The following is a 19,806-nucleotide window of genomic DNA, read 5'->3' as shown; positions in this document are numbered from 1 at the left end:
CTCTTACCCGATCAACCGAGTGGGTTGTACTGCCGTTTCCAGTCATATTCTAGTGCAGTGTTGCACTTAGAGGAAACTTCGGTTATCCGTATTGGGGATGCAAGGGAGCAGGGGTGTGGGGGGAGAGGAAATTAAATTAGAGATTCCTGGCAGTAGTATTGAGCAGCATCTCTCTATCATAAAAGTATGGCGTTCCTTTTTCTTGATTGATAACGGTGTCCTTTCGTCTGGTGTTAGAACCACTATGTTGAGCAAGCCAAAAAGTCGGAAAGTCGCTTCCTTACTAGCGTTTAGCGGGGTAGTGACACCTATTTCTGGACTCCACAAATTTTATCTGGGGCAACCTTGGTGGGGAGTGGTGTATTTGTTGTTGTCTTGGACTCAGATTCCCAGAGTGGCGAGTGCTATTGAAGGAGTGTGGTATCTTTTGCAAAACTCGGAGCAATTCGACCAAAATTTTAATGGGAATTTGATCTCAACCGGGACATCGATACCAATTCAATCCCCAGAGGTTGATCCGGCGCAAGTGGGTGCGATCGCGGATGCACTGCGACAACTGGACAAGCTGCGTCAGGAGGGGTTGATGTCAGAATATGAGTTTGAGCAAAAGCGTCGCCAACTACTGGATCGTATCGCCTGAAAAAAAGAAGATGGCACTGTTTGACTGGCTGTTATCGACGGATCGATTAAACCCAACCTGGCGCTCAATCCAAACCCGGATTCAGAGTGATCCTTACTATCGGCTGCAATCGGCACAAGACATTGAGGTGGCGGTAGCATTGGGGATTAAGATTGATGTCAATCAAGCGACGGTGGATGACTGGCTGAGATTACCCGGGATATCCATCCATCAAGCGCGATCGCTGGTTGAATTGGCAAGTAGTGGGGTACAGTTTTGCTGTTTGGAGGATATTGCGGCGGCGTTAAGTATCCCTGTGGCGCGGTTACAGCCGTTACAACCAATTCTCAGCTTTTGTTACTATGACGCTGAAAGTCCAGCCACACCCTTGTCGATTCCGGCGAATACAGCATCCGTGGAACAACTGAGCCGAATTCCTAGGGTTGACTTGTTTATAGCCAGAGCGATCGTGCAAAATCGGCAACAGATGGGTAATTATCGTAACTTAGCCGACTTCCAGCAACGCCTTACCCTTCCCCCAGACCTGATATCTGAGATAATGTACTATCTGCGGTTTTGAGTAAAAAGCAAATGCCCTGGTTCGTCAAGATAGAAGAAGGCATCGTCGATAAACCTACGTTTGACCAATATGTTCCGGCTCATAAAGCCTATGTTCAAGACTTGATTGACAAAGGACACAAAGCCAAAACAGGTTACTGGGCTGAGAAAGGGGGCGGAATGCTCCTGTTTGAGGCGAGTTCAACAAAAGAGGCACAGGCGATCGTTGAGCGAGATCCGTTGGTGGCAAATCACTGTGTTAAGTACCAGCTTCACGAATGGCGGATTATTGCCGAATGAAAAAATATCTCCGTGAACTGATCAATGGGGTTCAAAGCTGTTATCATAGTAAGTGACTCGGATTCATGCAATCCCAACGCTCAAACCTTGTCAGAACCGGAAGGTAGCAGCAATACGAGATGCTTGGGATAGGCGTGAACTCCGGGTCTTCTCATACCTGGCTCTACGGTGACGCATTATTTTTTATCGGTAATTTCCAGTTAAGTTGAGTCCCCAGACTGCTAGCAGTTAGTTCTAATTTAATTTTTTCTCGCCATAGTTCCACGCCTTACGTCTCTATCGGCTCCCCCTACTTCCCTTGCCCTATTGAGTTGAATCCTGACACCTAGGTGTAAACAAGGCAGAGTGCTAATCTCGCTATACTGCCAAATGATACCCTTGTTAATTGGTTTAAGTTTCCTGGAGGCAGATCTATGACATCGTATGCAACCTCTTCTGCCAAAGCCGAGATGAGTGAACTCCGGCGTCTAAAAACCTTGCTCCCCCCAGAATTACAAAGCTGGGTCATGGTGGAAGGAACGACTGAGGTCAATCCCCCATTGTTACGCACCGAAGAAATTGGTAGCGATGAGGTGGAAGTGCAAATTGACTTAGTGAAATGGGAGCAGTTTGCCCTTGACCAACGTAATCTCCTATTTTGGCACGAAGTTGCCCGGATTCAGAATGACACGATCCCCAAAGAAGGGTGGGAAATGGCAGCCCTAGCCATTGGTTTGGGAGGGGCTGTTGGGGAACTTTGGGTACAAGATGGATTGCTACTGCTGTTGGCACTTGCCCTCTGTGGTGTTTCTGGATGGAGACTCTATCAGAAAAACAACGGCGAGAAAACTCTCAAGGCAGAAATTGAGGCAGACGAAAAAGCGATCGCCCTGGCTACTCGCTTTGGTTACACTCTCCCCAACGCCTACAAGAGCCTAGGCAGTGCCTTAAAAACCTTAGTTGAAGTTACACCCGGTCGCCGTCAACGTCGCCGCTACGAAGCTCGCCTAGCCGCATTGAAAAAAAGTGCGGCTAAAGCCAAAGCCGAAGCGAAAAGCAAACGGGAATCCAGAGCCTAAAGCTGACCGATCATCTTATGGGTTTGGGGGATGACTCGCACTGATTTGAGATGGCGCTTCATCAACCCTTGCCATTCTAAAACTTGAGTCGGCGTTGGCGGGATCATTGGTCCATGATGGGGTTTAGCTAGGGGAGTTACAGGTTGTAAAAACACGGGAATACTGGGGTTACAGGCGGCAACTAATTCGGCGGCTAACTCCAGTTCCGCGGCATTCGTTGCTTGAGCAATAATCAGCTTGACAAAAACCTCAACATCTGTATCATCACAAAGTTGTAGAAACTGACGATGGGCTTGCCAACAATCTTCCCCACTTACACTCGGCAGCTTCATATCCATGCCAATAAAATCTAAATAGGGTAAAATCTGGGCTAGTTGCTCTGGACGATGTCCACCGGTTTCCAAATATATGGGTAACCCAGTTCGGTGTCGCACCAGGGGCAAGAACTCTCTTAAAAAGGGAGCCTGCAACAGGGGTTCGCCACCTGTTAAGCTAATGCTTTCATGGAGTCCTGGATAATTTTGCCGCTCAACCCATGCCAGTAACTGATCGCCGGTTACCGGGTTAGGATGAGCTTCAAAATCTCGATATCCAGGGGTTTGCTCCACGTAAGACAAATCTGGAACAATCCAGGTATGCTCACTATCGCAAAAATGGCAGCGCAAATCACACATTGCCAAACGGATGAATAATTGACGGGTACCAACATTGAGTCCTTCACCTTGAATGGCAGAAAACAGTTCAATGAGCCGGGCGGTGAGTCCAGTCTTAGCTGACATTTTTTTACATTGGATCGGTAAATTCAAGTGAGTTTTCGGTTAATTTAGCAATTGTACGACACAATATTGGTCAAGAACACAGGTGAATACCAACAATACAGGTCGTTATGGGTGACTCAATGTCAGAAGCGGATTTTAAAGTAATACTATTGCATGAAACTCCCGTCATGCAACTTACGGATCGCCTGAGTGTACTTGAAGCTGTGGCTTTCAAAGAAACCTTCCAGCAAATTTTGCAGAACCACCCCCTGCCGCCCAAAATTATTTTAGACTTTCGTCAAACAACCTTTATCGATAGCTGTGGGATTGGGGCGTTGGTGAACAATTACAAAAATGCGACCAGTAAGGATGTTGAACTGGTACTTACCAATGTTGGCACTCCGGTCATGGCAGTTTTGAAAATGACGGGACTCGATCAAATTCTAACAGTGGAACTGCTATCTGAATCAAGTCAGCCACCAGCATTACCACCCACTCACCCTTCCACCCGCTCTGGGATCAAACGTGGGCTTGATATTATCGGCGCAATTGTTGGCTTAGGAATTACAGCACTGCTGTTTATTCCCATTGCTATTGCGATCAAACTTGATTCGCCAGGTCCCATTTTCTTCAGTCAAATCCGTAAAGGATGGATGGGCAAAGAGTTTCGGATTTGGAAGTTCCGCTCCATGTATATCGGTAGTCAAGATATTAGTAAGGGTAAAATTAGAGTTAAACCGTTGGATGAAAATGCCCCTGATCCCAGAGTGACACGAGTCGGTCGGTTTTTACGGAAAAGTAGCCTTGATGAACTGCCTCAATTTGTCAATGTCCTGAAAGGGGAAATGAGTTTGGTGGGAACTCGACCCCCGACACCGGATGAAGTAGATTACTATGATGTACCAGAATGGCAGCGTTTAGATGTCAAACCGGGTATGACAGGAGAGTGGCAGGTCAATGGGCGAAATCAAATCCACAACTTTAAGGACATCATTGACTTAGATTTACGCTACCAGCATCACTGGAGCTTGATGTATGATGTCAAATTAATTATCAAAACAATTTTAGTGGTTTTTTCTAAAAATAGTGGCGCGGCTTAAAAAAATATGGGACTGGCTTTCGATTGATGCACCATGACAAACCCCTTAAACAATCGCATCTCAAGGTAGCCACAGACATCAATGCTGTTGCTAAAATTCTCGCCTGGTTTGATCGGCTAGCTTTGCGCCAATTTCCTGACCAATTTTGTGTGGATTGTAAAGTGGCACTAGACGAAGCCTTCGCCAACGCGGTTCACCACGCTCATCGCCATTTACCTCAAACCACACCGATTGAGCTGGAGCTGAAGCTATTTGCTGACCGCTTAGAGATGCGGATTTGGGATCACGGAGAACCGTTCGATTTGCAGGCTAAGTTGGACACTTTACACCAAAAAGGCTGTAACCTTCTAGAGGAAACAGGCAGAGGATTAATTTTGATGGAGAAATTCACGGATGAACTATCTTATCAACGCTTATCTGATCAGCGCAATTGTTTGTTTATGGGAAAACGACTCGTACCCGTCAGCCATTGAATGCCGTAAGCCATTGCAGGAATGTGTGAAACCCGTGAATTTATCCAGCCTGTAGGTTGATTGCACTTACTCTTACGATGCGGCATTCTGATAAAGGCAACTACAATAGGTAGATTCTACAATAATGGTGTTTCCTTAGCAATTAAGCCGTGCAATGTCCTTGAACATAAGCCTAGACATCCTGATTGATAGGCACTCGGCTAGTTTGGCGAAAAAATTAGCCCCAACTGGGTCAGTCCCACTTGCTTTCCTAAAATTTATGAGAATTCTGATTTATTCGTACAACTATTTTCCCGAACCCATTGGCATTGCCCCACTGATGACCGAACTCGCTGAGGGGTTAGTGACACGAGGACATCAGGTTCGGGTAGTTACGGGTATGCCTTGGTATCCTCAAAAAGAAGTCTATAAAGACTACCAAGGCAAATTATACTGCACCGAGGTGATCAACGGCGTAGCGATTCAACGCAGTTATGTCTGGATTCGCCCTGAACCCAGTTTAATCGACCGATTATTATTGGAAGTTAGCTTTGTGGCGACAAGTTTTGTCCATGCTCTAAAGGGTAAGCGCCCCGACATCATTTTTTTGACAGCACCACCACTACCCGTTGCCGTACCCGCAGCACTTCTAGGATGGCTACACCGGGTTCCAGTGGTTCTAAATCTTCAGGACATTTTACCAGATGCGGCTGTACACCTGGAAATTCTGACCAATCCCAAGCTGATTCGCATCTTTTCCATGTTGGAAAAATTTGCCTACCGGACAGCGACCAAAATTAGTGTTATTGCTGATGGGTTTATTAAAAACTTGCAGAATAAGGGAGTCAGTGAAAGCAAAATTGAGCTGATTCCGAATTGGGTGAATGTTGATTTCATCAAACCTTTACCTAAAGAACCAAATGCATTCCGTCAAGAGCATGGACTCAACGGAAAGTTTGTGGTCATGTACTCCGGGAATATAGCGCTAAGTCAAGGCATAGAAACCGTGATTCAGGCTTCGATTCGCCTGCGCCACATTCCCGAAATTGCCATTGTTATTGTGGGAGAAGAAAAAGCTTTAGAACGATTGCAGCAAGAAGAAGCGAGGGCGCTGGTAGAATGGCAAATTGAGATCCAAAGGAAAGCGCGATCGCTGGTGAAAGCAGAAGCCAAAGCCTTGCAACAATTACAGCTATACAAACAAACCTGTAAAGCCACCAACGTACTCCTGCTACCATTTCAACCTCGCGAAAAACTCCCGGAAATGCTAGCCGCCGCCGATGTGGGCTTGGTCTTGCAAAAGCACAACGTTATTGACTTTAATATGCCCTCAAAAATCCCGGTTTTGATGGCAAGCGGTCGTGCCATCATCGCCTCGGTGCCAGCCGAAGGTACAGCCGCCAGTGCTATTCAAAGAAGTGGCGCGGGTATTATTGTCAAACCCGAAGATCCAAAAAATTTAGCCGCCGAAATTTTGGATCTCTATCTCCACCCGGAAAAAGTCAAAGCTTTGGGTGAGAAAGGCAGAAAGTATGCCGAAGAAAATTATGCGTTTGACCGAGCGCTTGATCGCTATGAACAACTCTTTGCTTCCCTTCAGAAGCGTTGAGATAAAATGGATTCAATCCCTATAGTATAGTCAATCTTAGCCTTGAGGAGTTTGGTGACCGAATGCGGGATCAGGTTTTAACCTGGCTAGACGATAATGTTCCGACAGCCCGGATGCAGCACATCCTCAGGGTTGAGCAGATGTCTATGGAATTAGCTCGACATTATCATTTAAATGTGGAGCAAGCCGCTCAAGCCGGATTGATGCATGATCTGGCTAAATACTTTCAGCCAGAGCGACTCTTGCGAATGGCTAAGCAGGGAGGTATCGATATAGATCCAATCTGTGCGGCGACTCCCCATCTGTTACATGCTGATGTCAGTGCTATCGTGGCTAAAGAGCAGTTCGCTATCCAAGAGGACGCTGTACTCGATGCGATCGCGCTGCACACGTTAGGAAATCCAGGAATGAGTGAGATGAGCTGCGTTGTGTTTTTAGCCGATAGTCTAGAACCAGGTCGTGGTGATACACCGGAGTTGGAGAATTTGCGGAAAATTGCTCGCGTCGATCTGCACAAAGCCGTTTGGCTAACCTGTGACTACTGTGTCAAACACCTACTCAATACCCGTCGTCTGATTCACCCCCGCATGATCTTAACTCGGAACTGGGCGGTGCAACGCTTTAGCCAAAAACCAGAATTGACTCAGTAGGTCAATGGACATAAACCGAAAAATGTTACGTTTTATAAAAAATTATCACCCTCTAACAAATGACAAATGACCAAGGACAAATGACAAAAGACCAATTTCAACGCTCATCTACCTTATTTGTCAATGAAAACCAAGATCAAAAAGCTAGACCCGATCTGGCATTAACCATTGCCCAAGCTGCAGACGATCGCAAAGGTGACAATATTCTCATCCTGCGCGTGGCAGATGTTTCCTATATTGCTGATTATTTTGTGATTGTAACAGGCTATTCACGGGTACAGGTGAGGGCAATTGCTCAGTCGATTGAAGAGCAAGTGGAAACGACTTGGCAACGGCGTCCTCTACGCACTGAAGGACAAGCCGATGGCAGCTGGCTGCTTCAGGATTACGGTGAGGTGATTGTTCACATTATGCTGCCCCAGGAACGGGAGTTCTATAATCTAGAAGCATTTTGGGGTCACGCCGAATATGTGGAATTCAACTCGCAACAATCTTAACCTGAACAAAGACTATGAGGGAATCGTCCGTTTCTTTCTGTCCCGTACCGACAGAACAACAACCGATTCATGAGTACCAACAATTAAAAGACTCTTGGTTTTTCCGTTGGGCGAAGCTAGAATTGAGAAATTATGGACTCAAGCTGGCTTGGGTTTGGGGCTTAAGCTGGTTAATAGCGGGTCCAGTCGCCGCTGCTAGTTTTGCGCCGCACCAGCATCTGGTACAGTTTATTTTGGCGGGTGGCGCAGGTGCTGGCGTGTTTTTGATATTGGTGTTATTGCGACTGTACTTAGGTTGGTCTTACGTGTGCGATCGCTTATCTCAGGAAACCATCGGCTATGAAGAGTCCGGCTGGTATGATGGTCAAACCTGGACGAAGCCGCCAGAAGTCCTGAGTCGCGATCGCCTGATCGTCTCCTATCAAGTTCAGCCCATTCTGCAGCGCCTGCAACGAACATTGGGCATTATCGCTATCCTGATCGTAAGTGGCAGCTTGCTATGGAATCTTTCTTGATAATTTATGGTTTGGTTTGTCCTCAAAATGATTAAATTGGTTGGTGGAAATAAACCCAACACTATTAATTTCTGTCAATATTCCCTAAACTCTTACAAATGACCAATGACCAATGACCAATGACGAATAACGAATGACAAGGGTAAAACGCAATCAAGCACCAGCGATCGAAGTCCGTTTACTCCGGGAAGGCATAGCCGAATCCATCCACCACGCTCAATCTGTCCTCTGTGACGAGCGAGGGCGTGTCCTATCTGTAGCGGGCAATTCAGAAACATCAACCTTTATTCGTTCGGCACTAAAACCGTTTCAGGCTCTGGCAGTTACTACAACGGGAACCCTGGAACGATATAATCTTAACGACCGGGATTTGGCAATTATTTGTAGTTCCCACCAAGGTCATCTGGAACAAGTTCGTCAGGTTTTTAAGATTCTTTGGCGCTGCGATGTTGACCCATCAGCCTTGCAATGTCCTATTCCTCCGGGCAAGCAAAGTGCCTTAGAATACAACTGCTCTGGCAAACATGCAGGTATGCTTGCTGTCTGCCGCCAACGCAATTGGTCTATTGATAGTTATTTACAGTACAATCACCCCGTTCAACGACTCGTTTTGACCAAAGTCGCGGAATTGATGCGGATGCCACCAGAAGAGTTGATTTTGGCACACGATGACTGTGGGGCACCAACGTATTTTTTGCAACTGGCTCAAATCGCCACCCTCTTTGCTCAACTCGCTTCTGGTGACAATTTGGCAATGGAGCGAATTGTTCGGGCAATGACCCATCATCCTACCTTGGTGGCAGGAGAAGGGGCATTTGATACGGAATTAATGCGATTGACTCAAGGTGAACTGGTGAGTAAAGCCGGTTCAGAAGGCGTTCAATGTATTGGTCGTGTCGGTGAAGGATTGGGTATGGCGATTAAAGTCATGGATGGAGCCAAACGCGCTAAATATGCGGTAGCGATTCAGCTTTTGAAGCAAATGGGTTGGATTAGCCCCGCCGTGGCGGAAAGTCTGGCAGAAACCTTTATGCAGCTGGGTGAGTTCAAGCGTCTAGAGGTGATTGGCGAACTCTCGATGAGTTTTTGAATTGGGTCATTGGTCATTGGTCATTTGTCCTTGGTCATTTGTCCTTTGTCCTTTGTTTGCACTTTGGGTCCTTGGTTTTTTTGGCTTGGAGTTGCCACATTTAGGAAATAGGTGTTATGCTGTTTAAAGCGACGCGGGATAGAGCAGTCTGGTAGCTCGTCGGGCTCATAACCCGAAGGTCGGTGGTTCAAATCCGCCTCCCGCCACCAAATTCAAAAAATAAGCCCTGTAGACTATTGAGTTTACAGGGTTATATTGTATATATTTTGGGCGGTTTATAGCTCCTAAGTTCACAGCTAGATCAGGGCGCACGTCGGTGCTATCCTACCGTGTTTCAGGCGATCGCAATTATCGGGGCTATCTGGGAAAGGGAAGACGCGATCGCAATCCTCTCCCATCCCCAAACGCGATCGCACCTTTTGATCAAACGACAAATACGGATATGAGAGATATGTAGGGGCGCATAGATGTGCGCCCTCATCCTATCGGTGAGTACCATAATGCCATGAATTGTGATTGGATAGAGTCACCTAAGCGTTGGAGTAGGTAATCGGGTTTGGGGGTGGGTTGGAACTGAGTCGCTGCAAAGGTGTTGGGTAGAACGGAGATTTGGGCGGGGTTGAGCTGTTGTTCTTGGAGCAGGCGATCGCGGGTATAATGACTGACGGCAATTATTTTGTCAGCATGGCGTAATGCTTTCTGGCGCAGGGGATGAGAGAGGTTCCATCCTTCTAAACCGTGGACGATAACCCAGTAAGGGGTTCCGGTTAAACGTTTGAGCCAGTTGGACGTTAATCGGGGGAGTTTGGTGATCGCACCTGGGAGACTATCACTTTTGATTCCGGTGTAGGGGCGACCCGCTTGCATTAATTAACAACGGTGTCCGCTTAATTTGATCGGGTCGCCCTTTATTCAATTCCAGGTGTCAAACGGTGTTTTTTGAGCGGTTATATGCGTTCCTGGATAAGCTTCCATAGCACTTTGGTGGGAAATCGCTTTTATTCCTGGTGAGATGGTGTATCTGGGGAAAGAGGGAGGCGCGATCGCGTGGGAGTCCAGGTATTTGTAGGGGCGGGTTTAGGCGTTTAATTTTGATGTTTGTGATCACGTTTCAACCAAACCCGCCCTGACTCAAAATGGAGGTGTGTGTTTTAGGCGATCGCACTACTTGATAAGCCATTGACTTAGACGCTTTTGGGCTTCTTCTTGGGGAATTGTACCTTGTGTTGCCGCCGCTTCTAATCCACGATAAACTTTCTCGATGACATACAGGTGATATTGGATGTCTTCTAGGCGTAGATCTGTTAACCTAAGCCGGATAGTTGCCCCTCTGCCAAAAAAAGTACATCAGAGCTAGCAATCACGCTAATTTGTAAAACCTGTGGTTACCTATAGTTTTTGTGGGATTTTTCCCAACTGCCCAGTTTGGTTCAGGGATGTCTGTGTATGCGTAATAGTGATCTGCTCCATTGGTAGGATCTGGCACTTCCCCATTAATTACCTTTCTAGCAATTTCCAGACATTTACCAAATATTAGATCTTTACCAGTAATTGTCAGAAGCTTTTGATAATTTGGATCACTATCGTTCCAGCAGCTAAATTGCTTTGGCTGTTTACAAACCTCACTGATTTTAGAAGACCAGCCATATTGGGGTGAGCGAGAAGCTCGATTGCGTATAACCCATCCTACAGCTTGCTTGCCTAAATCACTTTCTCCACGGGCTTCTCCCCATATAGTTCGTGCTAAAGTATCAATTTCTTGATCCTCAAGTGCCTGATCTAGTTCTTCTTCCTTATCTTCCTTTATTGATTTAAGCAGTTCAATGTTCTCTCGGATCAAGAAAGCTTCCACTTTTAATTTGGTTCGATTGAACCAGGTTTTACCCTTCGCTTCAGCTTCTTTTTTATCCACTTCCTTTTGCTTGTCCGAAATTTGGCTATCAAGTTCATCTATTTCATTTTTAATATCAATAATTTTCTGTTGAAGCTGAGCGTAGTCGGTCTCATCAGTTCGAGGATCTTGTTGATTTGCAATTCCATCGTGTCGAGGCTTACTAAGTCTCCAAGTATCAAAAAGGTCTGAACCGATAACTGGCTGAGGTGTTGGGTTAGGTGAGTTATTGGAATTATTGTTACTGATAACATCAACATAATCAGCAGCAACATAGCCGTGTTTACCATTTGCTTCAACTTCATACCAACTGTGCCAATTTGGATCAGAACTGGAAACCTGGCGGATAATTTTAAACGTAGTTCCTTGATAAAGTAGGTCAAGAGTCGTTGTCCCAATTGTGGAGGGTTCGTTGCGGAGTCTTAGGGGTAAACTGCCTACTTGGGAATTAACTCGACCTGTTTGGAATGAATTGGATGGCTGAGAAGGTTTACCACTGCCAGTCTGATAGACTTGCGCTGATTGACCATTCCAGAAAATATAACCGTGTTCAAAGTTTTGCTTGAACGTTCCATTTCCACTATCAAACACCTCACTTGTTGGATTACCCAGTTCGCGGCGATTCTTATAGGCATTGTAGAAATCTCCACTAACCATGAAATTACCAACGATTTCCCCCCAGGCTAAATCCATATAGGCATCACCACCTGCCTCATAGAGATGGAAATGGAGGTCATATTTGCCACTATTCGGCACTTCAAAATCGATTACCTTGTATGAATTATAAGCCTGTTGCCAGTGATATTTTGACGTGATATCAACCCACTTATTTGGATCGCTATCTGGCAACCAGTGATGTTTGGCAAGAAGTTGAAAACCATCATCTGCTTTTACAAGTATCCGATATCGTTTACCCTTTTCAAAATCAGCATGAGTATAGCTACGCAGGGCAAAGAAATCGTGAGGAAGACGGGAGTCCCCTTGAGGGAAGCGATCGCCTAAATTTAGATGTATACCATTCTGCCCATCGCTACGTTGATTGGAGCCAAGGCTAACGACACCAATGAAATTATCCTGATTTTCATAGAAGTTGACAGGTGGCTCGTCACCCTGTTCTTTATCCCACCAAAAGAATGAGGAATTCCACTCTGAACCATTAGAAGCTGGTTCCTCGAAAGAATTAAATGACTCAATATCAAATTTAAGAGCAGCCGCTCCTCCTTTTTCATAATATTCAACTGTAACTGGATATTGCCCACCGTTGGAGTTGAAATAGCCAGTGCGAAGATGCTCAAACCCCTGATTTTGCCATTTATCAATTACCAGTTGATTACCAATCCGAACTCGAACACCATCATCGGCGTTGACGTTTATTTGATATTTACCTTCGGGAAAATAACGCTGAGTTGTTATTCGCGCTGAGAAGTTATCTGAGGGAGTATTGGTAGGAGAACCAAGTCCCCACTGATGTTCAAAATTCTGGCTACTATCTCCAAAGTCTTCAACATGAACCGGATTTCCGGCTAAATCGCGGTTGTTAAAATATTCAGCTTTCCAATGACTTGTAGGAATTTCAGCCGTTTTATCTGACGTTGCTGTTAGAGTATAATCTCCAAATTTATAGCCATAGCTGGTTACCGATATAATGTAATCTTGAGTCGGTACGGTAAACGTTAACTCGGCAGTATCTAGATCCCGATTCGTAATTCTTGATCGCCCCAGCCATTCTCCTGTCGATGGATTCAGTAGCAAGATATGAGGCATAAATTTAGAGGAACTCATCGTCAACTTAATAGGTTGACCTGGAGAAACGCCAGTTAAGCGATAATCATCATAGAAGCTGCCACCAAAACGCTCACCTGTGTCTTGAGGATCGAGTTTTGTCAAGCTGCCGCTAATGGTTTGATTTAGATCGATCGTGGTAATAGAGGGAGTAAATAGGCTTAGATTATAGTTGGTATTACCACGATTGTAGACTCGTGCGAGGTATGTTCCTGAATCTAAACCATTGATGCCAATTTCTTCGGGTTTAGTTCCACGATTATAGGAACTATGGATTAAATTAGTTGTACCATCGCTATTGAGCTTAAGTAATTGAAGATCCGCATAAGAATTCAATTTATCCAGTACAAGTCCTAGGTGAGTCTTACTAGATAATGAGAACTGATAATAATCATTATTATCCGTATTGCCAACCCAATCACTGAACGTATGAGTTCCGTTAATTGTACCAATATTAAGAGCGTCCTTGGGACTATCCCCAACATGGTCTAAAGGTGAGGAAACAACCTCAAAGTCTTCCAATGATATACTGATATAGCTCGAACCACCTGACTTATCATAAGCCCTGGCTGACCATCCATATTTGCCCGGAGCTAAACGCCCTAAATCATAGCTAAATTCAGCCCAGTTGGGATCATCACTAGCGGGAGTAAAACTTTTTATATAGTAATTTTGAGTTTCACCCACTTCTGGAGAAAGCTGTATAAGCACTGTTTCTAGGTCGCTAGCACCATCAGGGTCATATACTCGACCTGTTACCCGGAAATTCTTGCCAGAACCTATTGTTTTGCCGATATTGGTTTCTAAATCCCTGGGAGATCGGGAGGTAGCTGAAAGGCTCAATTTGTAAGACTCTGTATTGTCTAATTGTTTTGTCCACTTTCGATTGCCGTCTCTGTCATACTTTGCAATCCATGCACCTCCATTTAATGAGCTAGTTCCTGGTAGAGATCCATCTGTTTCTCCTGTAATGTATATATTGCCTAAACTATCTGTTGCTATACCCCAAGCTCGATCATTACTGGAGCTGCCCAATTGCCGAATCCATAATTGTTTGCCATAATTATAAACTGGATCACCATTGGTATCGTATTTGGCAATCCATGCATCATGTCTTCCTGCATTAGAGCTTCCCAAAGAACCTTCGGTGAATCCTGTTACATAAAGACCACCTGAATTATCAACGGCGATACTACTAAAAATATCAGTACCAGGAACACTTAATCGTTCGAGCCATTTTTGCTTTCCATTAGTGTCAAATTTAGCTAACCAAGCATTTTTTTCTCCCCCTGCAAGGTAGATGTTGCCATCCTGGTCTAGAACAATGCTACGGGAATTATCTAAACTAAACTGTTTCAGCCATTGCTGCTGACCAGTGGAATCGTATTTGGCTATCCAACTACCATCTCTGTGGTTAGAACCTGTGAAAGAACCTCCCGCCGAGCCTGTAACATAGACATTACCTGCACTATCTACTGCCACATCCCTCGCCCAATCCTCACCAGGCGTTCCCAACTGCTTAACCCACTCTAAGCCTATAGATTGATTATCAGCCGCCCGTTCTGTTGCTGTAACTGTTCCTTCTCCACTCCATCTTTCTGGAATCAACAATTCCTTGGGTTGATAATCTTCCGGTGTTGTGGTTTTCGCCAACTCCACCGCCCTGACCAAATTCAGCAATCCAGCGCCCGTCTCCACATCCCATCCCGGCGTCTGTAAATCTGTTGCTGTGGACTCCTAACGTAATCTGAGAATATCGGAATCACTCAACGCACGAGACGCCGCTTCCTGAATAAACGCCTCAGAACCCGGTTCAAACTCCTCCATCCCTTCTAAACTAAAGACGGCGAGTTCACCTTCATATCCCCCACCATCAAAGAGGAAATCAACACTAACTTTCCCAGTTTCACCCACCGTAAACACCCCAGATTCAAAGGTGGGGTCAGATTCCAAACTGCTTAAAATCGCCGCCGCTTCCGTCTCACTAATAAACTCTAGCGGTTCCAGGTTTTCATCGCTAATAATGTCCCCATCCTGGGGTTCAATCGTGTCAACAAAATCCACAGGTTCCCAGACTTGGGTACCCTGTTCCTGAGTAGTCGCCAGATTCCCCTCTTCAATCGAGTCTTCTAAATCCACATCAATATCAGCCGGGTCAAAGGCGTCTACATCCACCATGCCTAAATCTGGGGTATCGGGACTATCCACCACCCCACTCGGCGTCAGTATCGGTTCTAATATAAATGCTTGTAATGAAGAATTATCGCCTGTTTTTTTCGACTTTTTCGAGGATTTCTTCAAAAAACGCATAGATACACCCTGTTTTTGTGGATTTTTCGGTCGTGCAATTACGCCTCTATACCGCAGCCCCTAAAGCAGCGACGGGCTAACGTATTCGTTGAGTCATCAAGAAACACTGTCAGAGGCAGCTAGAAACCGAAACCATCAAAGCCCACTTTTTATGCAGCACAATTTTGGGAGATTCTTCTCCACTGAGTATTCAGCCTTGACCCAATATATGCTGAAGTGAAACACATTTTATCTGCCTACTTAATAATCTAATCCAGGTTGGGACAAGCGTTTATGAAGATTACATAAAACTTTAGACTCGTTAAATTAAGTTTTCATAAAGAGTAACAAAAAAACAAACTTAATGGCAGCTAAGGAGTAAAATCGTGTATCTACGAATAAGGAGCGGTCATGACGAATAAAAATTATGCGTGTCTAATATAATTTTAAAATCTCCGAACAAGCGAGATTTTCTGCTTACATCCCCTCCCTGTTTCACGCTCGGAAGGGGATTTACGCAATGTTGTTAAGGAGCGATCGCGGGAGTTATACCCACAGTCTTTTGAACTGTTGTATGACAGGTAGGCATGAGTTCCAGCACCATGTTATAAAAGGAGCGAATCGGTGGGATTTGCAGTCGATCTTGTGTCGTGACTAACACCACTTGCCGGGTCAAGGTTTGTTTCGGGTGTGATCCATTTTCAGTAGCAGCAGCAGCAATCGAACGCACAGCCAGAGTCGGATCACCTAGGGCTTCTACCAAGGCAGATCGGGGTAGCAGCGAAATTAACTTTCCCTGACGCACAACTCCCCGAAAAGCATCCAGGGAATTTAATTCTAAGCTAGCGTTAAGGGTGCCACTTTGCCGGGAGAACAAGTCTTGTACCAATCGCTGCATCCCATAGCCATCTTTAAATATCACATGGGGATAGCAGGTTAGGGCATCCAAAGGCACGAGGGTATATTTTGTTAACGGATGATTGGCTGCCATTAAGACTTCGATGGGTTCGTCATACAATTGCTCCGTCACCATTTCGGCGCTGGTGGTTAAATAGCGGTTATTCATGACAATCGCTAAATCAACCAAGCCATCTTTCAAGACTTTCAGGGCGCGATCGCTCCCTAATGCCGTTACCCGCAGTTGCACGTTGGGATAATCCTGACAAAAACGCTGTAAAACCGGGGGCAAGTAATGGGCGCAGACGGAGTGAATAGCGGCGACACAGAGTTCAGGTTGTTTTCCGTCTAACAAGTCAGATAATTCTTGGGTGGCGGTTTTCCATTCATGGCAGATTTTACGGGCGCGAAATAAAAAGCGATCGCCTCCCAAAGTTAATGTCGCCCGAGCCGTTCGATGGAGCAAGGGTAGCCCCAGTTCAGCTTCCAACGCTTGAATTTGGCGGCTAATTGTCGATTGGGTAACACCGCATTCACGGGCGGCTTGTTGAAAGCTGCCTGTCTCAGCAACGGCTAAAAAAGCTTGTAACTGCTCTAGACGCATGATGGTGTAGCGGAGATATATTAACGTGAGATTAGCTTAATCGATATCTCACCTCAACTTAGTAATACTTGATACGGCAGCTTCATCTCCGAACCGTAGCTAAGGTGGGCATTGCCCACCCTACTGTTTAAACGCTATCAGTGACGCTGCTAAAATTAAACGCCTTAACTCGTACCCCTGGCATCACCCGACCCCCGAAACGCTGTACCGTACTCAGAGCATCAATATCCCGTAACATGTCCGGCAGACTTTGGTTGAATCGCAGATTTTTAATCGGATAGGCAATTTTCCCATCTTCAATCCAGAATGTACCATCACGGGTCATTCCTGTCACCTCTAAGGTACGTGGATTGACATAGCGCACATACCAAGCGCGATTAACCAAGATTCCCCGTTCCGTTTGAGCAATCAAATCGCTCAGGCTTTGCTCAGATCCAGACATAACGATGGGAAACAATGATCCTGTCGGTTCTTTTCCCTGCTGTTGCGCCCAGTAGCGACTATAGGATAAGGTTTTAGGCACTCCATCCTGAATAATCTCCAGGTAGTGATTGCTCAATCCATCACTAAAGCAGGTTCCTCTCTGCAACAATGGATGAGCGGCATGGCGTTGCACTTGTACCAAGGGACTAAATAGGGGTTCGCCAAGGCGATTCCCCGCAGGTTGACCTTTGTCATCGGTGCGAGACATAAACGATCGCCCTTCATCGGCCGATCGCGCATTTAAATTGAAGATCACCCAGGGGAGTACATCCGCAAACGCCGGATTATTAAAGATGACAGGGTAAACACCCGGTTGAATTTCACGGGGATTACGGGCGGCAAACGCCCGCTCAATCAGGGGTTCAATCAGGGAATCTAGGGGTAACTGAGTAATAGCAAAGGCTGTACGCTGACTCCAACTCGATCCATCTTCAATTCGAGCCGTAAAACTCAACTCCGCCTCTGTACCGCGATCGCAGGCGCGTAATCCCAGGGAGTTCCCCACGGCTTGAGCAAAGGCTTGAGTACTCAATCGTCCAGAACCTTCCACTCCAGCTTTAGCACTCTTAGCACAGATTTGTTGTACCATTTCTCCGCGTGCTAAGGGAGATAAGCTAGCTGTGGCGTCGTCAAAGGCAGGAACACGCGACTCGTAGACTTGGGGTTCAAGCAAGGGAACCCATTCTGGATCTTCGGGTGCAATCCGAGCTAATTCTTCGGATCGCTGGATGGTATCGGTAATTGCATCGGGTAAAAATTCTGTGGTGGAAGCCGATGCGCTGCGTTTACCGAAATAACTGGTAACGGTGAGAGTAAATTTATGGCGGTTAATATTCTGGCTAATTTGATTTTCTGAGAAGCGGCTGAGAGCAGATTCACTGGAACTCACGCTGACGAACACGCCTTCAGCTTGGGATTGCTGAATCACGGAATCAACCAAGGATAAGGCTTGGTCTTCGCTTACTAATGTAGAGGCTGTAGCTGGGGTCACGGCGTTTCTACTCCAAGTCAAACATTCTGTTTCCGATAGGATAGGCGCGTCTTGTTTATAGTAAATGTTCCAGTAGGCGTAGGGTGGACAAATGGAGACAATTTCTGATAAATGCTCAAATTATCATAATTTGCCTACCCTAGAAGATCAGGCGATCGCTATCCACCTGATTGTACAAAATAAAATCTTTTGTATCTGCTTCCACTGCTGCACTGGCAAAATATGACCAACCCGTCCGATCCATCTCCGTCTAATCCAGCCATCCAGTCAACCCACCCTAATCCTGAGCCAATCTCATCCCAGGCTTCTGATCAGGTGTCGGCGGTGTCTCCGACTCAATTCTCTGATCCACAGACTACTAACAGTAAGGCATTGGCTGATCCTGCCATTATCACCCTCAGCGCGATCGCGGTTTTGATTGTTGGCTTAGTTTTGGATAACAACTGGGTGATTCTCGCTGGGGTAATCGTGACGTTACTCCTATCCCTGTCGGTGATTTGGTCACCTTTACAACAATGGTTTCAGAAATCTCTCTCTCAAGGGCAGCGATCGCAAGTGATTGCGGTTTGTGGTGTGATCCTGGCAATTGTTGGGATTGCGGCTTTAACTGGCTTTACTAAGGCGTTTGATTCGGTGGGTTCTTTAGCGGAATGGATTGGTGCTTTAGGGCAAATTCTGATTGCTATTCTCGCCGTATATATCGCTTGGCGTCAGTATGTTATTTCTAAGGAACTCACCATCCAGCAAAATACAATTACCCAGCAGCAAACCATTGATGCCTATTTTCAGGGTATTTGTGACCTCGCTTTAGACGATGAAGGATTGCTAGAAGATTGGCCCCAAGAACGGGCGTTTTGTGAAGGACGAACGGCTGCTATTCTCAATAGTGTAGACGCTGGCGGCAAAGCAAAAGTTTTACGGTTTTTGTCTCAATCCAGATTACTCGCACCTTTAAAACGCGATCGCCATTTAGGACGTCCTATGCTAGATGGTTATGGCGGGTATCAAGAAGATCGGGTTTATGGTGTGCGGGTTATTGCTCTAAATGTTATGTTAGCCGGGGCTAATTTGGCAGGTACGGATCTACGCTGGACAGAATTAAGTGAAGCCAATATGGTTCAAGCCAATCTAAGCAATTGTGACCTAGCCGGAGCGAATTTGTCTCGCACGATTCTCTATAAAGCGAATTTATCCAATTCTGATCTCAAGGGTGTGCGCCTGTTCTATGGATCAGTGGAAACCGCCAGTCCCCGCAGTCGTAATGAACCGCCTAATTATCGCACTGGAATTCACACGGGTGCTGTGGTTGAGGGCGCGAATTTTACTGGGGTACAACGGTTAGGGGAAGAACAACGCCACTACTGCTGTTATTGGTGTGGTGAACAGTCTCGCCGGACGATTCCAGGAGGGTGTGATGGGATTACTAATAAATTAGGGCGTTGAGACTCCATTGGTGTCAACTTACAGCAGTTTGATCTGCTATGCGGTACATTGTCGATCCCCCTCGCATCCCATAAGCAAAAAAAGCTCCCGCATCCTCTGGCTTCCCCGTGCAAAAAACGCGAAGCAACATCTGGCTTCCCCGTGCAAAAAACGCGAAGCATCCTCTGGTCTCCCCCGTGCAAAAAACGCGAAGCAACATCTGGCTTCCCCCGTGCAACAG

The 19,806-nt window shown here is 45.9% G+C and carries 19 protein-coding genes, 1 tRNA gene and 1 other RNA gene; 15 read left to right on the top strand and 6 right to left on the bottom strand.

What is annotated here, in order from left to right; genetic code table 11:
* Positions 1-244 precede the first annotated feature (244 nt).
* The 5 genes from ACLFWI_RS10110 to ACLFWI_RS10090 all read left to right on the top strand — a co-directional run bounded on the left by ACLFWI_RS10110 (position 245) and on the right by ACLFWI_RS10090 (position 2,535).
* Positions 245-640 carry an NINE protein gene (locus ACLFWI_RS10110; RefSeq protein ID WP_446412837.1) on the top strand — a complete coding sequence of 132 codons (396 nt, stop codon included), beginning with the start codon at positions 245-247 and terminating at the stop codon, positions 638-640.
* A 10-nt stretch (positions 641-650) separates the two neighbouring features.
* The gene (locus ACLFWI_RS10105; RefSeq protein ID WP_446412835.1) at positions 651-1,199 is read left to right on the top strand and encodes a helix-hairpin-helix domain-containing protein; all 549 of its coding nucleotides are present in this window, start codon (positions 651-653) and stop codon (positions 1,197-1,199) included.
* An 11-nt stretch (positions 1,200-1,210) separates the two neighbouring features.
* Positions 1,211-1,477, top strand: a complete 267-nt coding sequence (locus ACLFWI_RS10100; protein WP_446407632.1) for a YciI family protein — start codon at positions 1,211-1,213, stop codon at positions 1,475-1,477.
* 54 nt (positions 1,478-1,531) lie between these two features.
* An RNA gene (gene ffs / locus ACLFWI_RS10095) (signal recognition particle sRNA small type) lies at positions 1,532-1,628 on the top strand.
* A 262-nt stretch (positions 1,629-1,890) separates the two neighbouring features.
* Positions 1,891-2,535, top strand: coding sequence for a DUF3318 domain-containing protein (locus tag ACLFWI_RS10090; RefSeq protein ID WP_446350078.1), 645 nt, complete (start codon positions 1,891-1,893; stop codon positions 2,533-2,535).
* Here the strand turns inward: ACLFWI_RS10090 and ACLFWI_RS10085 are convergent.
* Positions 2,532-3,314: a 7-carboxy-7-deazaguanine synthase QueE gene (locus ACLFWI_RS10085; protein ID WP_446412834.1), complete on the bottom strand. Its 783-nt coding sequence runs from the start codon at positions 3,312-3,314 to the stop codon at positions 2,532-2,534. The two genes, ACLFWI_RS10090 and ACLFWI_RS10085, sit on opposite strands and share 4 nt — an antisense overlap.
* A gap of 107 nt (positions 3,315-3,421) precedes the next feature.
* On the opposite strand from ACLFWI_RS10085, the gene ACLFWI_RS10080 reads away from it, so the two are divergent.
* The 9 genes from ACLFWI_RS10080 to ACLFWI_RS10040 all read left to right on the top strand — a co-directional run bounded on the left by ACLFWI_RS10080 (position 3,422) and on the right by ACLFWI_RS10040 (position 9,663).
* On the top strand, positions 3,422-4,393 hold the full coding sequence (locus ACLFWI_RS10080; protein ID WP_446412833.1) for an anti-sigma factor antagonist: 972 nt from the start codon (positions 3,422-3,424) through the stop codon (positions 4,391-4,393).
* 26 nt (positions 4,394-4,419) lie between these two features.
* Positions 4,420-4,866: an ATP-binding protein gene (locus tag ACLFWI_RS10075; protein ID WP_446412832.1), complete on the top strand. Its 447-nt coding sequence runs from the start codon at positions 4,420-4,422 to the stop codon at positions 4,864-4,866.
* Positions 4,867-5,125: 259 nt separating this feature from the next.
* Complete coding sequence (locus ACLFWI_RS10070) at positions 5,126-6,454, top strand: glycosyltransferase family 4 protein (protein WP_446412831.1); 1,329 nt, start codon at positions 5,126-5,128, stop codon at positions 6,452-6,454.
* A gap of 62 nt (positions 6,455-6,516) precedes the next feature.
* Complete coding sequence (yqeK, locus tag ACLFWI_RS10065) at positions 6,517-7,104, top strand: bis(5'-nucleosyl)-tetraphosphatase (symmetrical) YqeK (protein WP_446412830.1); 588 nt, start codon at positions 6,517-6,519, stop codon at positions 7,102-7,104.
* An 80-nt stretch (positions 7,105-7,184) separates the two neighbouring features.
* On the top strand, positions 7,185-7,601 hold the full coding sequence (gene rsfS / locus ACLFWI_RS10060) for a ribosome silencing factor (protein ID WP_446412829.1): 417 nt from the start codon (positions 7,185-7,187) through the stop codon (positions 7,599-7,601).
* A 14-nt stretch (positions 7,602-7,615) separates the two neighbouring features.
* The gene (locus ACLFWI_RS10055; RefSeq protein WP_446412828.1) at positions 7,616-8,116 is read left to right on the top strand and encodes a CGLD27 family protein; all 501 of its coding nucleotides are present in this window, start codon (positions 7,616-7,618) and stop codon (positions 8,114-8,116) included.
* Between the two features lie 133 nt (positions 8,117-8,249).
* Positions 8,250-9,206, top strand: coding sequence for an asparaginase (locus ACLFWI_RS10050; RefSeq protein WP_446407624.1), 957 nt, complete (start codon positions 8,250-8,252; stop codon positions 9,204-9,206).
* Between the two features lie 132 nt (positions 9,207-9,338).
* Positions 9,339-9,415: transfer RNA gene (locus ACLFWI_RS10045), tRNA-Met, on the top strand.
* Positions 9,416-9,522: 107 nt separating this feature from the next.
* The gene (locus tag ACLFWI_RS10040; RefSeq protein WP_446412827.1) at positions 9,523-9,663 is read left to right on the top strand and encodes a hypothetical protein; all 141 of its coding nucleotides are present in this window, start codon (positions 9,523-9,525) and stop codon (positions 9,661-9,663) included.
* Positions 9,664-9,683: 20 nt separating this feature from the next.
* Here ACLFWI_RS10040 and ACLFWI_RS10035 read toward each other — a convergent pair whose 3' ends face one another.
* The 5 genes from ACLFWI_RS10035 to ACLFWI_RS10015 all read right to left on the bottom strand — a co-directional run bounded on the left by ACLFWI_RS10035 (position 9,684) and on the right by ACLFWI_RS10015 (position 18,143).
* On the bottom strand, positions 9,684-10,073 hold the full coding sequence (locus ACLFWI_RS10035) for a glycosyltransferase (protein WP_446412826.1): 390 nt from the start codon (positions 10,071-10,073) through the stop codon (positions 9,684-9,686).
* Positions 10,074-10,566: 493 nt separating this feature from the next.
* Positions 10,567-14,538, bottom strand: coding sequence for an SBBP repeat-containing protein (locus ACLFWI_RS10030; RefSeq protein WP_446412836.1), 3,972 nt, complete (start codon positions 14,536-14,538; stop codon positions 10,567-10,569).
* A 78-nt stretch (positions 14,539-14,616) separates the two neighbouring features.
* Positions 14,617-15,189 carry a hypothetical protein gene (locus ACLFWI_RS10025; RefSeq protein ID WP_446412825.1) on the bottom strand — a complete coding sequence of 191 codons (573 nt, stop codon included), beginning with the start codon at positions 15,187-15,189 and terminating at the stop codon, positions 14,617-14,619.
* Positions 15,190-15,694: 505 nt separating this feature from the next.
* Positions 15,695-16,669 (bottom strand): LysR family transcriptional regulator, encoded by a 975-nt coding sequence (locus tag ACLFWI_RS10020; protein WP_446412824.1) that lies wholly within the window; start codon positions 16,667-16,669, stop codon positions 15,695-15,697.
* 127 nt (positions 16,670-16,796) lie between these two features.
* Positions 16,797-18,143: a TldD/PmbA family protein gene (locus ACLFWI_RS10015; protein WP_446412823.1), complete on the bottom strand. Its 1,347-nt coding sequence runs from the start codon at positions 18,141-18,143 to the stop codon at positions 16,797-16,799.
* A gap of 222 nt (positions 18,144-18,365) precedes the next feature.
* Between ACLFWI_RS10015 and ACLFWI_RS10010 the strand changes: the two genes are divergently transcribed.
* A complete protein-coding gene (locus ACLFWI_RS10010; protein ID WP_446412822.1) occupies positions 18,366-19,586 on the top strand; it encodes a pentapeptide repeat-containing protein in 1,221 nt (406 codons plus the stop codon).
* The last annotated feature ends 220 nt before the right edge of the window (positions 19,587-19,806 follow it).

The organism is Coleofasciculus sp. (genome assembly GCF_046539235.1).
Classification (GTDB): Bacteria; Cyanobacteriota; Cyanobacteriia; order Cyanobacteriales; family Coleofasciculaceae; genus Coleofasciculus.
The sequence above is the reverse complement of the archived record's forward strand: the minus strand, read 5'-3'. Positions and strand labels throughout refer to the sequence as shown.